Source organism: Streptomyces sp. NPDC013157 (genome assembly GCF_042899865.1).
Lineage (GTDB): Bacteria > Actinomycetota > Actinomycetes > Streptomycetales > Streptomycetaceae > Streptomyces.
In genome coordinates this window covers 521,532-536,171 of the sequence record NZ_JBIBAK010000001.1, presented here as the reverse complement: position 1 = coordinate 536,171, position 14,640 = coordinate 521,532, and the positions used below count along the sequence as shown (strand labels likewise).

Sequence of the window (14,640 nt, the reverse complement as noted above, 5' to 3'; positions counted from 1 at the left end):
GTTCAAATGCTCATGAGGTGGAGCGTGTGGACCCTCGCACGGTCAGCCTCGGCAGCAGCTCGACGCGCTGCACCGGCTGCGCATCCGCCTCGCCCGCATCCTCGATGCGGCGCAGCAGCAGCTGGGCGGCGAGCTGGCCGACCGCGCCCTTGGGCGGCGAGACAGCCGTCAGGGGCGGGGTGCCGAGGCCCGCGACCACGTCGTCGTAGGCGACGACGGAGCAGTTCTCCGGAACCCGCACGCCGTTCTCGGCGAGCTGCTGCACCAGCATCAGAGCCTCCACGTCGCCGTGCAGGACGGCGCCCGTCGCCCCCACCTCGCGCAGCACCGTCGTCAGGTCCGCCACGTCGGCGGGCTCCCGGTCGGTGCCGGCGCGGGAGGAGCTGAGCGTCCAGGCCCACTTCTCCACCAGTGGATGTGCCTCGGCGATCTCCGACAGCGCGGAGCGCAGGGTGCGCGCGGTCGGGCTGTCGTCGCGGGTTGCGAACACCAGCCGCCGGTGGCCGAGCCGCACAAGGTGCTCGACGGCGAGCTGGGCGCCGTACCAGTGGTCCGAGCAGACGGAGTCCAAGGCGTGCAGCGCACTGCCTCTGGGCGGTCGGCGCTCCATCAGAGCAGCCGGCACCTCCAGTGTGGCCAGCCAGCCGTAGTCGGCTTCCTCGGCATCCGGGCTGCGCCACCGCGGCGCGAGCAGCACACCGCAAGCGCCGTCGGCCAGCGCACGTTCCACCTGTGGGCGTTCGGCGCCGGGGCCTGGCGGAGCGATGTGCAGGGCGACGCGGACGCCCGCGGCGTCGAACACGGCGCGCGCCCTGTGCAGGGCCTCGTTCAGGTAGGAGTGCCGCTCCGGCACCACCACGGCAACAGTGTCACCGTCCCTGATACCACCACCCTCCCGCGCCTCCTGCTGCGCATCCTGCGCCGACAGTGGCGAACTCACCACCCCGTGCCCGCGCCGCAGCTTGCCCTCCTGGGCCAGTTCCTCGATGTCCCGGCGGATCGTCACCCCCGACACCTGCAGCTCGGCGGCGAGATCCCGGACGCGCGCGAGCCCGCGCTCCTGCACTGCGGCGAGAATCCGCTGGCGCCTGACATCGACCGGCTCACGCATGTTGGTTCCCACCCTGGATGTTCATTTGAGCGATCAGGGTGGTCAGCATACGATCGTTCGAAGTGTGGCGACAATGGTCAGCGAAGGCGGCCCTGGGCTCAGCGGGGGTACAGACCGCCGTCGAGCGTGATCACCTTGTTGGTCGGGTGGCCGTTGGTGACCATCGAGACGGCCATGGCGGCGACCTCGTCCGGCGTGCCGAGACGTCCGACCGGGATCGGCGCGGGCAGCTTCCCTCCCTCGCCGACATCGGCGGGCCGGATCCGGGTACCTCCGATGAGTGCGGGAGCGAGGGCGTCAAGCTGGAGCGTCGCCATGCCGGAGCTGCGGCGCATGGTGCTCGGCGCCGACTTCGGTATGGACCAGCTCCGGCAGGAGATCGCTCGCGCGGTGGCCACGCTTCCTTCGGCGGGTCCGCGCGGCGGTCCCTGATGTTCAGGTGAGAGCGGATGCCGGACTATTCGCTCTCGGCCGGAGTGATGAGCATCCGTATGAAGGGCTCCATCAGGCGCAGCGGATCCTGTGAAGGGTCGAGAAGGGCCTGAATCCTCAGTCCGTCCATCATGGCGAGCACCATGACCGTCTTGTCGTCACCGGTCAGATTCGTACGCGTCTGTGCGGCAGGCGCCGAATCGTCCCGCAACCGCCTGCGCAACCGCTCGCCGCGGCGGGCGAAGTACTCGTGCGCCGGATGGGCGGGGTTCGTCGCCGCGATGGAAAGAGCGAGCCAATGGCGCAGGTAATCGGGGTCCGCGAACTCGTCGGCCAGGACCTGGCCGAGTACGGCGGCTCCGGAGGTCCCCGCCGCGAGGATGCGGTCAGCCTGCTCTTCGTCGAGCTCCTCCCGCCGGGCGAGGGCGGTGAGGAGAAGTTCCTCCTTGCCGGAGAAGTGACGCAGGAGCGCGGCGTGCGTGACGCCCGCACGCGCGGCGATGTCACGGAGTGAGGCTCGCTCGAACCCGTGCTCGGCGAAGCTCGCGAGCGCGGCGCGGACGATCTGCGCCCTCCGGGCCGGCGTGGTGGCATACGGACCCCGGCGCCGAGCGGCGGCGTTGTCGCTCATGGTGCTTCCTCTGCCCTGACTGTCGATCCGACGACGACCGAAGGCCGGCTCTCCGCCCCGAACGGAAGTCTAGCCACGCCGCTGCCGGCCCCGCCGGGCGCACGGCAAGGACATCGACTTTCAGAGCATAGTTCTAGTACTGTGTTCTAGCGTTGGGGTGGACCGACGTGGTCTGGCCAATTGCCAACCTGCGCTTCGACGATGGGGATGTCCTGTGTCGGCACCGAGTCCAGCCAGCACTCCCGGATCCGCTTGGGTGGCCCTGTGGGTCGTCCTGGTCGGCGGCTACTGCGCGATCCTCAACATCACCGTGATCAGCGTGGCGTTGCCGGACATCGAGGCAGACCTGGGCGGGAGCATCGACGTCGACTGGGTCGCCACGGCGTTCCTCGTCGGCGTCGTCTTCGGGCTGCCGGCCACGGGGTGGCTGGCCGACCGTTTCGGCCGGAAGACCGTCTACTCGGCCTGCGTCGTGGTCTTCGGCATCGGCTCGCTGCTGTGCGCCTGGGCGCCCGACATGCCGCTCCTGGTCGGTGGCCGTTTCGTGCAGGGGACGGGCGGTGGCGCGCTGATTCCCGTCGGCATGACGATCGTCCTGGAGGCCTTCCCGCCGGAGAAACGGGGCACGGCGATGGGCCTGTGGGGCATCGGCACCGCCGGCGCACCGGCCGCGGGACCGGTTGTGGGTGGCTGGCTGGTCACGTCTGTGGGCTGGCGGTCGATCTTCGTGGTCTTCGTGGCGCTGGCCGCCGTGGCGCTGGTCTTCGCGCTCGCGCTGCTGCCGTCGTCCGGCTACCGGCAACGCCGTCGGTTCGACGCGCTCGGCTGGTCCGTGGCTTCCGGAGTCGCTGTTCTCGCCGTGATCGCGGTCCGCCAGGCTCCTTCGCTGGGTGGCACGTCCCCAGTTCTCTGGGCCATGACCGCAGCCGTGGTCGTGTTGTCCCTCTGGCTTGTCGTGCGGTCGCTCAAGGTCAGCGACCCGATCATCGATTTCCGGATGTTCGGGAACTGGACCTTCAATCTCACGGTCACGCTGACCGCGTTCATCAACGTGGCGCAGTACGCGCGGGTGAACTTCCTGGCCGTGGAACTGCAGACGGTACGCGGCTTCGACGCGCAGTACGTGGGACTGCTCCTCGCGCCGGCCGCCATAGGCGTCGCCCTCACCGGCCCGCTCGGCGGCCGGCTGACCGACCGGGTGGGCGCCCGGACACCGGTGATCTGCGGGCTCGTCGCCATCGTCGTCAGTATGTGGATGTTCGCGACCCTGCGCACCGACACTCCCTCGTGGGAGATCGCGGTCGCCCTCGTACTCCAGGGCTGCGGCATCGGACTCGCCAACATGCCGGTCACCGTCGCTTCGATGAACAGCCTTCCCCAGCGGTACGTCGCGCAGGGCAGCGCCATCACCAATCTCACCGGACAGTTCTCGGCGGCGGCGGGCGCGGCGGTGTTCGGTGCGTTGCTGGTGGCCCAGATCGGCAACGCGACCGGCGAAGGCGTGCCGGCCGGCACGGCCCAGGAAGCCTTCAACAACCTTTTCCTGACGGCGTTCTGGGTCGCTGCCGTCGGGTTGCTGGTGGCGTTTCTCCTTCCCGGGAAACGCCGGTACGCCGTACTCAGCCGACTCCGTGCCGACGAGGCTGCGGCCGAGACTCCTTCACGGAGCTGAGACCGACGGGGACGGCCCTGGGCGGGCGGCCGCTTCATCTGGCGACTGGCACGCAAGGGACGACACGACACAACACAAACGACACAGACGCGGTGCCGGTCATATCGACCGGCACCGCGTCGTTTGTGGTCTTCCACAGGTGCTGTCAGGGACGTTCGGCCGCCAGTACCAGCGAGGCCGCGGTGGAGAACATGCCGCCGACCCCCTGGGCGAAGCTCAGCTCGACGTCCGGAACGGGCACGGCGGCGGTGCCCCGCACCTGCCGTACCGCCTCCTGTATGGCGAACATGCCGTACATGCCGGTGTGCGTGTACGAGAGACCGCCGCCGTTGGTGTTCATGGGCAGGACGCCACCCGGTTCGGTGTTGCCCTCCGCGACGAACGCCGCCGCCTCGCCGGGCTTGACGAAGCCGAGGTCCTGCAGCCCGTACAGGGGGACGTGGGCGAACGCGTCGTAGACCATCAGGTGGTCGATGTCGGCCGGACCGACGCCGGCCTCGCGGAACGCGTCGGCGCTGGAGTCGCGGAAGGCCCGTGACGTGGTGAAGTCCTCCATCTGCGACACCATCGAGTGCGTCGTGCTCTCGCCGGTGCCGAGGATGTACACCGGCCGTGAGGGGAGGTCGGCGGCCCGCTCGGCGGAGGTCACGATGAGGGCGCCGCCGCCGTCGGTCACCACGCAGCACTCGGGCTGGTGGAAGGGGTACGCGATCGTCTTCGACGCGAGCACGTCCTCGACGGTGATGAGGTCGCGGCGGAACGCCCGTTCGTTGGGATGGGCCCACTTGCGCTGCGCGACCGCGACGCCGGCCAGTTGCTCGTGGGTGACGCCGAACTCCTTCATGAACCGCAACGCGGGCACCGTGAACATGGTGACGAAGCCCGCGGTCCCGTAGGGCATCTCGAACTGGCCCATTCCGCTGCTGGGCGAGAAGTTCAGCCCGGGTTCGCCCACCCGGGAGCGGCCGGACTCGCCGTGCGTGATGAGGACGGCCGAGGCCATGCCTGCGGTGATCGCGGCGGCCGCGTGGCGCACATGCAGGAAGTAGGAGCATCCGCCGACGCTGGTGGAGTCGACCCATCGCGTACGGATTCCGAGGGCCTCGGCGACTTCACCGGTCGCGAACCCGGTGCTCGCGATCCCGTCGATGTCGGCCGGTGTCATGCCGGCGTCGTGCAGGGCGTTGCGGGCCGCCTCGATGTTGAGGTTGAGCGCGGAGTGGTCGGGCAGGACGCCGAGACGGTCGGTCTCGGCAGCTCCCACGATCGCGATCGAACCGGGCTTCACGCGGTCACCTCCGCCGGCGCGAAAACGGGCACGACCACCCCGTCGCGTTCCTGGAACCTGACCTTCAGCGGCATGTCAAGGACCAGGTTCTCGGGAGTGTTCTCGATGCCGACGATGTTCGTCATCATCCGCGGCCCCTCGGCGAGCTCGACGACGGCGATCGCGTACGGCGCCTCGTCCTCGAAGCCCCAGGCCGGACGGTGGTTGATGTTGTACGAGTGGAGTGTGGCGTCACCGGACACCTTGACCCATTCCACCGCGCCGTCGAAGACGTAGGGCGAACAGGGCCGGGGATGGAAGAAGAACCTGCCGGTGGTGACGCAGCGCTGGATGTGGAGTTCGCCCTGAGCGGCGGCGTCCCAGAACGGCTGCGTCTCAGGAGTGGGTTTCGGCAGGAATTTGGTCTTGGGCATGGAGCCCTCCGGATCACGTCGACAGTCGGCCCACTTTTAGAACCTCGCTCTGATATTGGCATGCGGCGACGACGGTTGACTAGAGTTGCATTCTAGTATTCAATTCTGCAAGGGCGGCAGGATCGATGCGCCCGCCGTATGACGTCGCCGCAGGCGGCTGTCCTTGGGCGTCGGCGGCAGTGACTCCGTCAAGTACCCGCCCGTCCCGCTCGACCTGGAGTGAGAGGCAACCTATGTCCAGCAGTTTGGAAGGCCGGGTCGTCGTCGTGACCGGCTCCGGGCGCGGGCTCGGCCGGGAGCACGCGCTCCTGCTCGCCCGTGCCGGAGCCTCGGTGGTCGTCAACGACCTCGACGAGGACGGCAAGGGACCCGCGCACGACGTCGTGGACGAGATCCACGCGCTCGGCGGCAAGGCGGTCGCCGACTCGCACTCCGTGACGACCTGGGACTCGGCGGCACAGATCGTCGAGACCGCAACCTCCGCCTTCGGCCGACTCGACGGGATCGTGTGCAACGCGGGATTCCTGCGCGACCGCATGCTGGTCAACATGTCCGAGGCCGAGTGGGACGACATCATCAAGGTCCACCAGTACGGCACCTTCTACATCCTGCGGCACGCCGCCGCGTACTGGCGCGGCCTGCAGAAGGCCGGTCAGAAGGTCGACGCCTCGGTGGTCACCACCACCGCCATCTCCGGCCTCCACAGCAACGTGGGACAGGTCAACTACGGAGCCGCCAAGGCGGCCATCGCGCTGATGACCGTCTCCATGTCCCGCGAACTCGAACGGTACGGCGTCCGGGTCAACGCCATCTCGCCCGTGGCCATGACCCGGCTGACCATGGCCGGCCTCGGCAGCGGCGACCATGTCGCGGAGCTGGAGGACGCACTCGCGCCGCGCCATGTCTCCCCTCTCGTCGCCTGGCTGCTCAGCCCGGAATGCACCTCCAACGCGCAGGTGTACGGCGTGTTCGGGCGCGAGATCCACCGTTACACGGGCTGGACGCCGGCCGAGTCCGCCGTCGTCGACGAGGACTGGACCATCGACTCGGTGGCTCAGGCGCTGCGCGGCTGGCCCGACCACTACGATCCGGGCTTCATCCCCGGCATCCCGCAGCAGACAGTGGGGGGCTGACCCGTGCCGATCAACGACGAACTCATCGGGCGGCGGCTGGGTGTCGTCGAGACGAGCTGGACCAGCCGGGACACCCGGCTGTACGCGCTGGCCGTGGGCGCCGGCGGCGGCGACCCCGAGCAGGAGCTGCAGTTCACCACCGAGAACAGCGCCGGGATCACCCAGCGCGTACTGCCCACCTTCGGGGTGATCGACGGCGGCAGGGTCGGAGTCGGCGGCCTGTTGAGGGAACTCGACGACGTGGACCTGTCGCGCATGCTGCACGGGGCTCAGGAGGTGGAGCAGCACCGGGAACTGCCGGCGTCGGCCGAGGCGGTCACGTCCGGGCGGGTCACCGCGGTGTGGGACAAGGGCAAAGCCGCGGTCATAGAGACCGAGTCGGTCACCTCCGACGCGGTCTCCGGTGAGCGCTACGTCACCTGCCGCCAGACCCTGTTCTTCCGTGGCTACGGCGGCTGGGGCGGCGAACGGGGGCCCGGCGCCGGAAGTCCGGTGCCCGAGGCCGAGCTGGACCGCTCCCTGAAGACCACCACGCGCCTCGACCAGGCGCTGCTCTACCGGCTCACCGGTGACGCCAACCCGCTGCACTCGGACCCGGCCTACGCTCGCAGGGCGGGCTTCCCCAGGCCGATTCTGCACGGCATGTGCGTCTACGGCATCGTCGGACGGCTGCTGCTGAACGAGTTCGCCGGCGGCGACCCGGCCGCCTTCCACAGCCTCCGGGGCCGGTTCTCGGCTCCGACGTACCCCGGCGACGACCTCGTCGTCTCGGTGTCGGGCCGAGGTCCCGAGCACCGGTTCGTCGTGGACAACCAACGAGGCGAGCGGATCCTGTCCGACGGCTGTTTCGCCATCGGCTGACCGCCCGGAATCCGAACAACACCATTGATCTCAGCTGAATGGAGGAGCCGCCATGGCTGGGTCCCTGCCTTCCGTGGTCGACGCCGCGGTGATCCGGGGCGTCGACGAACCGTTCGCGCGGGAAGCGCTCAACCTCGGCCCGCTCGGCCCCCGTGACGTCCTGGTGCGGATCGCCGGCGTCGGTGTCTGCCACACCGATCTGGCCCTGCGCGGCCCGGCCGGACAGGAAGTGCACCCCGTCGTACTCGGCCATGAGGGCTCCGGAACCGTCGCGGCCACAGGAGCGGAGGTCGACGACGTCGCGGTCGGCGACTCCGTCGTCCTGAGCTACGACAGCTGCGGGCACTGTGCCAGGTGCCGCACAGGACGGCCGTACTTCTGCGCGACCTGGTTCGACCTGAATTCCGGGACGGCCGAGTCCAGAACGCACGCCACGCTGACCGATGCCACGGGCGCGGCCGTCAACAACACCTGGTTCGGGCAGTCGAGCTTCGCGAACTACTCGGTCGCGACGGCCCACAACGTGGTGAAGGTCAGCCCCGACCTGCCCCTGGAGATCCTGGGCCCGCTCGGCTGTGGCCTGCAGACCGGTGCCGGCGCCGTCGTCAACGTGCTGGGGCTGCGCCCCGGTCAGTCCCTCGTGGTCTTCGGGGTGGGCGCGGTCGGTCTCGCCGCGGTGATGGCCGCTCGGATCTCCGGCGCGGGAGCCATCGTTGCCGTCGACGTCGTGCCCGAGCGCCGCGAGCTGGCGCTCACACTCGGTGCCACGCACGCGGTCGACGGGGCATCACCCGAACTGTCCGTGCAGCTCCAGAGCATCACCGGCGGTGCTGATTTCGCCTTCGACACCACCGGCAGGTCGGCGGTGGTCGCCACGGCGATCGACGCGCTGGCACAGGGCGGCACATGCGCTCTGGCCGCCCCGGGGGAGGAACTGCGGCTTCCCGCCCAGCAGATCGTTTTCGGCCGTCGGCTGACCGGAGTCCTCGAAGGCGATGCCGTCCCCGGCGTCTTCATCCCGCAGATGATCGAGTGGTGGCAGTCCGGACTGTTCCCCTTCGACAAGCTCGTCGAGCGCTTCCCCCTGCATGAGATCAACACCGCTGTCGACGCGGCCGCCTCCGGCCGGGTGGTCAAGCCGGTGCTCATTCCGTAGCCGCACGCCCCGCAGCCGGTCGTCGGCGGTATGCGACCGGCACCGGCGCCGCTCGTCCACAACCAACCTCGAAAGCGGGTGCGCCATGCGCCAATCGCTCATGACCATCGACGGTGAGGCCGTCGGCGGAGACGAATCGTTCGAGATCATCAACCCGGCCACAGGCGCGCCCGTGGGACGCGCACCGCAGTGTTCCCCGGCTCAGCTGGACGCGGCCATGAACGCCGCGCAGCGGGCGTTCGGCACGTGGCGGCAGGACGCGGCCGCACGGCGCGAGGTTCTGCACCGCGCGGCGGCCGTGGTCCGCAAGTCCGCCCAGGAGCTCGGCCCGCTGTTCACCGAGGAGCAGGGACGTCCGCTGGTCGCGTCGATCGGTGAGATCACGTACTCCGCCGACTGGCTGGACTACTACGCCGACCTGGAGATGCCCGACGAGGGCGTCGTGACCTACCCGGACCGCACCCTGGAGATCTCGCGGCGGCCCGTCGGTGTGGTCGGCGCGATGACGCCGTGGAACGCGCCGATCCTGCTCGCGATGTGGAAGATCGCTCCTGCCCTGGCGGCCGGCAACACCGTGGTCCTCAAGCCGTCCCCCTTCACCCCCCTGACGACCCTCGCCCTCGGCCGGATCCTGGCCGACACCCTGCCGCCCGGCGTGCTCAACGTGCTCAGCGGCCTGGAGCCGCTCGGCCGCGACCTCGTGGCACACCCGACCCCGCGCAAGATCAGCTTTACCGGCTCGGTGCCGACCGGGAAGCTCGTCGCGGCGGCAGCCGCCCAGGACCTCAAGCTCATCACCCTCGAACTCGGCGGCAACGACGCGGCGATCCTGCTCGACGACGTCGACATCGACGCGATCGTGGAGCCGCTGTTCTTCTCCGCCTTCGCCAACACGGGACAGATCTGCGAAGCGACCAAGCGCGTCTACGTGCCCCGCGGCCTCTACGGAAAGGTGCTCGACGCCCTGGCCGACCGAGCGCGCGCCGCACGGGTCGGGAACGGTCTGGAACCCGACGTCGAACTCGGCCCGCTCACCACGCCGTTCCAGCGCGACCACATCGAGGAACTCGTCGACGACGCCCGTGCCGCCGGCGCCACGATCGCCGCCGGAGGACGGCGGCTGCCGGGCGACGGGTACTTCTTCGAGCCGACCGTCGTCGGTGGCGTCGAGGACGGCACCCGGCTCGTCGACGAGGAGCAGTTCGGTCCGGCACTTCCGGTCATCCCGTACACCGACCTGGACGAGGCGATCCGCAGGGCCAACCGGTCCCCGTACGGGCTCGGCGGTTCGGTCTGGACCAGGGATCTGGACCGTGCACGAGCGGTGGCCCGCCGGCTCGACACCGGGCGGGTCCGTATCAACACGGCCGGTCAGGTCCCACCCCCGGAAGCCCCCTTCGGCGGAGTGAAGTGGAGCGGGATCGGTGTGGAGAACGGTCCCTGGGGGCTGGCCGCATTCACCGAACTCCACGTCACCGAGATCGCGAACCCCTGAAACCGGGGGAGCGACGTGTCGAACCCCGCGCGAGGTGTGCGGGTGCCGGACGACGAGCTCCGTGGAACGGATCCCCGGAGCCGACTGCTAAGGAGAGACAACCATGGGTGACTGGCTCAAGGACCGAGTGGCTGTTGTTACCGGGGGTGGTCGCGGTATCGGAGCCGCCATTGCCACGATGTACGCCGCCGAGGGCGCGGCGGTGCTGGTCAACGACCTCGGCGGGTCCGGCGCGGGCGAGGGCAACGACACCGGGCCTGCCGACCTGCTGGTCCGCGGGATCACCGAGTCCGGTGGTACCGCCATCGCCGACTACACCGACATCAGCGACCACGAGGCCACGGCGGCGATGGTCAACCGCGCGATAGAGGAGTTCGGTCGCCTGGACATCCTCGTGAACACCGCGGGCATCCTCCGCGACAAGATGATCTTCAATCTGGAGGAGAAGGACTGGGACGCGGTCATCGCGGTGCACCTCAAGGGGCACTACAACACGATCAAGCCGGCCGCCCAGTACTGGCGCAAGCAGCGCGACGAGAACGCCCACAACCGGATCATCAACTTCACCTCCATCGCCGGCCTGCACGGCTCGGCCGGTCAGCCGAACTACGCCTCGGCCAAGATGGGCATCGTCGGTCTGACCTACTCCTGCGCGAACGCGCTGAGCCGTTATGGAGTGACCACGAACGCGATCTCTCCGGGCGCCGCGTCCCGGCTGGTCGCGACGGTTCCCACGGAGCGGCTCCACGACGACGCCAAGGACGTCATGCACGGCCCGGAGTACCTGGGCCCGATCGCGACCTACCTGGCCAGTGAGCGGTCCGCCTGGCTCAACGGCCGGGTCATCGGCGCCCGCGGAACCGAGGTCGAGCTGTACAACATCCCCGAACCGATCCGTTCGGTGGCCACGCACGAACTCTGGGACATGGACACTCTCGCGAAGCAGGTCGAGACGCACTTCCGGGGCCCGGCCAAGGCGCCGTTGGTCGCGCCGTGGTTCACCGACTAGTACTCCGGCAAGTGCTTCGCGGCTCGACCTGGGGAAACGTCGAGCGGTGGGAGTGCAGCGGGCAGGATGCCGTCACGCACGGCTTCTGCCCGCACACCCCTCGAAGGAGTGCCCACGACGGCGGTAGTGGCAGCGGCTGGTCACCGCTGGGCGTCGTCGGACTTCGCCTTCTCGTCCGCGGGGGCGAGGCGCTCCAGCTCCGTCTCGGTCGACTTGAGCAGGTGGTTCCAGGACGCCTCGAACTTCTCGACGCCCTCGTCCTCCAGCAGCTGTACGACCTCGTCGTACGAGATGCCGAGCTTCTCGACGGCGTCGAGGTCGGCGCGGGCCTGCTCGTATGTGCCGGTGACGGCGTCGCCTGCGATGTCGCCGTGGTCCTCGACCGCGAGGAGGGTGGCGTCCGGCATGGTGTTCACCGTGTTCGGCGCCACCAGGTCGACGACGTACAGGGTGTCCTTGTACGCCGGGTCCTTCACGCCGGTCGAGGCCCACAGCGGACGCTGCTTGTTCGCGCCGGCGTTCTCCAGCTTCGCCCAGCGCTCGCCGGAGAAGACCTCCTCGTACGCCTGGTACGCGAGTCGGGCGTTGGCCACGCCGGCCTTGCCGCGGGCGGCCTTGGCCTCGTCGGTGCCGAGCGCGTCGATGCGCTTGTCGATCTCGGTGTCGACGCGGGACACGAAGAAGGACGCCACGGAGTGGATCTGCGACAGGTCCAGGCCGCGCTCCCTGGCCTTCTCCAGGCCGGTCAGGTAGGCGTCCATGACCTTGCGGTAGCGCTCGAGCGAGAAGATCAGCGTGACGTTGACGCTGATGCCGTTGCCGATGACCTCGGTGATGGCCGGCAGGCCCGCCTCGGTGGCCGGGATCTTGATGAGCGTGTTGGGGCGGTCGACCAGCCAGGCGAGCTGCTTGGCCTCGGCGACGGTCGCCTTGGTGTTGTGCGCGAGGCGCGGGTCGACCTCGATCGACACCCGGCCGTCCTGGCCGCCGGTGGCGTCGAAGACCGGGCGCAGGATGTCGGCGGCGTCGCGGACGTCCGCCGTCGTGATCATGCGGAGGGCCTCTTCGACGGTCACCTTGCGGGCGGCGAGGTCCGAGACCTGCTGTTGGTAGCCGTCGCCCGAAGAGATCGCCTTCTGGAAGATCGTCGGGTTGGTGGTGACGCCCACGACGTGCTGCTGGTCGATCAGCTCGGCAAGGTTGCCGGACGTGATCCGCTTGCGCGACAGGTCGTCCAGCCAGATCGCCACGCCTTCCTCGGAGAGGCGCTTGAGTGCGTCTGTCATGACGTGACCCCCTGCCGTAGGGATGCGCAGGCTGCCGATACGACCTTCTCAGCAGTGAAGCCGAACTCGCGGAAGAGGACCTTGCCGTCGGCGGAAGCACCGAAGTGCTGCAGGGAAACGATGCGACCGGCGTCGCCGACGTACTTGTGCCAGGTCAGACCGATCCCGGCCTCGACCGCGACACGCGCCTTGACGGCGGGCGGCAGGACGCTGTCCCGGTACCCCTGGTCCTGCTCCTCGAACCACTCCACGGACGGCATGGACACCACCCGCGTCGGCACGCCGTCGGCCTCCAGCGCCTCGCGCGCCTCGACGGCGACGTGCACCTCGGAACCGGTGGCGATCAGGACGACCTCCGGGGCGCCGTTCGACGCCTCGAAGAGCACGTAACCACCCTTGGCGGCGTCCTCGTCGGGCTCGTACGTCGGCACGCCCTGGCGGGTCAGCGCCAGACCGTGCGGGGCGCCCTTGCCGTAGACCTTGGTGTAGCGGCGCAGGATCTCGCGCCAGGCGATGGCGGTCTCGTTGGCGTCGGCCGGGCGGACCACGTTCAGACCCGGGATGGCGCGCAGCGAGGCGAGGTGCTCGACCGGCTGGTGGGTCGGGCCGTCCTCGCCCAGGCCGATGGAGTCGTGCGTCCACACGTATGTCACCGGCAGGTGCATCAGCGCGGAGAGGCGTACGGCGTTGCGCATGTAGTCGGAGAAGACGAGGAACGTGCCGCCGTAGATGCGGGTGTTGCCGTGCAGCGCGATGCCGTTCATCTCCGCGGCCATGGAGTGCTCGCGGATACCGAAGTGGATCGTGCGGCCGTACGGGCTCGCCTCCGGCAGCGGGTTGTCCGCCGGCAGGAACGAACTCGTCTTGTCGATGGTGGTGTTGTTGGAGTCGGCGAGGTCGGCCGAGCCGCCCCACAGCTCGGGGACGACCGCGCCGAGCGCCTGGAGCACCTTGCCGGACGCGGCACGCGTGGCGAGGTCCTTGCCGGCCTCGAACACGGGCAGGTGCGACTCCCAGCCCTCGGGCAGTTCGCCCGCGTCGATGCGGTCGAACTCGGCGGCGCGCCCGGGGTTGCCGGCGCGCCACTCCTGGAACCGCTTCTCCCACTGGGCACGGCCCTCATGGCCGCGCTCGCCCAACTCGCGGGCGTGGGCGAGGACATCGTCCGCCACCTCGAAGTGCTGCTCCGGGTCGAAGCCGAGGACGCGCTTGGTGGCCGCGACCTCGTCCTCGCCGAGCGCCGAGCCGTGGGCGGCCTCGGTGTTCTGCGCGTTCGGGGCGGGCCAGGCGATGATCGAGCGCATCGCGATGAAGGACGGCTTGTCCGTGACCGCCTTGGCCTTCTGGATCGCCTCGTACAGCGCGGCCGGGTCGAGGTCGCCGTTCTCCTTCGGCTCCACCCGCTGCACGTGCCAGCCGTACGCCGCGTACCGTGCGACGACGTCCTCGGAGACCGCCGTCCGGGTGTCGCCCTCGATCGAGATGTGGTTGTCGTCCCACAGCAGGACGAGGTTGCCGAGCTTCTGGTGACCGGCCAGCGAGGACGCCTCGGCGGAGATGCCCTCCTGGAGGCAGCCGTCACCCGCGAGCACGAAGACGTGGTGGTCGAACGGAGAGGTACCGGGAGCAGCGTCCGGGTCGAACAGGCCGCGCTCGTAGCGGGCGGCCATCGCCATGCCCACCGCGTTGGCGACGCCTTGGCCCAGGGGACCGGTCGTCGTCTCGACGCCCTTGGTGTGTCCGTACTCGGGGTGGCCCGGCGTCTTGGAGCCCCAGGTGCGGAAGGCCTTCAAGTCGTCCAGTTCCAGGCCGAATCCGCCTAGGTAGAGCTGGGTGTAGAGGGTCAGGGAGGAGTGGCCCGCGGACAGCACGAAGCGGTCACGGCCGGTCCAGTCCGGGTCGGCAGGGTCATGCCGCATCACCTTCTGGAAGAGGGTGTAGGCGGCGGGCGCCAGACTCATGGCCGTACCCGGATGGCCGTTGCCCACCTTCTGTACGGCGTCGGCTGCCAGGACGCGGGCGGTGTCGACGGCTCGCCTGTCCAACTCGGTCCACGCGAGGTCGGACGGGGGCACATGCATGGGGATTCCATTCTGCGGTTCATGGCCGCATCGCAGCGGAGAGGGCCGCCGTTGGGGCACCGTTCCCCGGGG

General features: G+C 69.5%; 13 protein-coding genes. 6 read left to right on the top strand and 7 right to left on the bottom strand.

What is annotated here, in order from left to right; translation table 11 throughout:
* Positions 1–10: 10 nt before the first annotated feature.
* The 3 genes from ACFY6U_RS02455 to ACFY6U_RS02445 all read right to left on the bottom strand — a co-directional run bounded on the left by ACFY6U_RS02455 (position 11) and on the right by ACFY6U_RS02445 (position 2,174).
* The gene (locus tag ACFY6U_RS02455; protein WP_390034679.1) at positions 11–1,111 is read right to left on the bottom strand and encodes a substrate-binding domain-containing protein; all 1,101 of its coding nucleotides are present in this window, start codon (positions 1,109–1,111) and stop codon (positions 11–13) included.
* Positions 1,112–1,209: 98 nt separating this feature from the next.
* Positions 1,210–1,509, bottom strand: coding sequence for a hypothetical protein (locus tag ACFY6U_RS02450; RefSeq protein ID WP_390034678.1), 300 nt, complete (start codon positions 1,507–1,509; stop codon positions 1,210–1,212).
* A 59-nt stretch (positions 1,510–1,568) separates the two neighbouring features.
* The gene (locus ACFY6U_RS02445; protein ID WP_390034677.1) at positions 1,569–2,174 is read right to left on the bottom strand and encodes a TetR/AcrR family transcriptional regulator; all 606 of its coding nucleotides are present in this window, start codon (positions 2,172–2,174) and stop codon (positions 1,569–1,571) included.
* Between the two features lie 256 nt (positions 2,175–2,430).
* Here ACFY6U_RS02445 and ACFY6U_RS02440 point away from each other — a divergent pair, with 256 nt between their 5' ends.
* Positions 2,431–3,846, top strand: coding sequence for a DHA2 family efflux MFS transporter permease subunit (locus ACFY6U_RS02440; protein WP_390034676.1), 1,416 nt, complete (start codon positions 2,431–2,433; stop codon positions 3,844–3,846).
* A 145-nt stretch (positions 3,847–3,991) separates the two neighbouring features.
* Here the strand turns inward: ACFY6U_RS02440 and ACFY6U_RS02435 are convergent, their stop codons facing one another.
* Entirely contained in the window at positions 3,992–5,134 is a 1,143-nt protein-coding gene (locus ACFY6U_RS02435; protein WP_390034675.1) for a thiolase, read from the bottom strand.
* Entirely contained in the window at positions 5,131–5,547 is a 417-nt protein-coding gene (locus ACFY6U_RS02430; RefSeq protein ID WP_390034674.1) for a Zn-ribbon domain-containing OB-fold protein, read from the bottom strand. The genes ACFY6U_RS02435 and ACFY6U_RS02430 overlap by 4 nt, the downstream gene beginning before the upstream one ends.
* 233 nt (positions 5,548–5,780) lie before the next feature.
* On the opposite strand from ACFY6U_RS02430, the gene ACFY6U_RS02425 reads away from it, so the two are divergent.
* The 5 genes from ACFY6U_RS02425 to ACFY6U_RS02405 all read left to right on the top strand — a co-directional run bounded on the left by ACFY6U_RS02425 (position 5,781) and on the right by ACFY6U_RS02405 (position 11,201).
* Positions 5,781–6,680: an SDR family NAD(P)-dependent oxidoreductase gene (locus tag ACFY6U_RS02425; protein WP_390034673.1), complete on the top strand. Its 900-nt coding sequence runs from the start codon at positions 5,781–5,783 to the stop codon at positions 6,678–6,680.
* A 3-nt stretch (positions 6,681–6,683) separates the two neighbouring features.
* Positions 6,684–7,541, top strand: a complete 858-nt coding sequence (locus ACFY6U_RS02420) for a MaoC/PaaZ C-terminal domain-containing protein (RefSeq protein ID WP_390034672.1) — start codon at positions 6,684–6,686, stop codon at positions 7,539–7,541.
* A 52-nt stretch (positions 7,542–7,593) separates the two neighbouring features.
* The gene (locus ACFY6U_RS02415) at positions 7,594–8,697 is read left to right on the top strand and encodes an NAD(P)-dependent alcohol dehydrogenase (RefSeq protein ID WP_390034671.1); all 1,104 of its coding nucleotides are present in this window, start codon (positions 7,594–7,596) and stop codon (positions 8,695–8,697) included.
* Positions 8,698–8,797: 100 nt separating this feature from the next.
* Entirely contained in the window at positions 8,798–10,192 is a 1,395-nt protein-coding gene (locus ACFY6U_RS02410) for an aldehyde dehydrogenase family protein (RefSeq protein WP_390034670.1), read from the top strand.
* 103 nt (positions 10,193–10,295) lie between these two features.
* Positions 10,296–11,201 carry an SDR family NAD(P)-dependent oxidoreductase gene (locus tag ACFY6U_RS02405; RefSeq protein ID WP_390034669.1) on the top strand — a complete coding sequence of 302 codons (906 nt, stop codon included), beginning with the start codon at positions 10,296–10,298 and terminating at the stop codon, positions 11,199–11,201.
* A gap of 140 nt (positions 11,202–11,341) precedes the next feature.
* Here ACFY6U_RS02405 and tal read toward each other — a convergent pair whose 3' ends face one another.
* Both tal and tkt read right to left on the bottom strand, forming a co-directional pair.
* Positions 11,342–12,487, bottom strand: coding sequence for a transaldolase (tal, locus tag ACFY6U_RS02400; RefSeq protein WP_390034668.1), 1,146 nt, complete (start codon positions 12,485–12,487; stop codon positions 11,342–11,344).
* Positions 12,484–14,568, bottom strand: coding sequence for a transketolase (tkt, locus tag ACFY6U_RS02395; RefSeq protein WP_390034667.1), 2,085 nt, complete (start codon positions 14,566–14,568; stop codon positions 12,484–12,486). Before tkt ends, tal begins: the two co-directional genes overlap by 4 nt.
* Between the last annotated feature and the right edge of the window lie 72 nt (positions 14,569–14,640).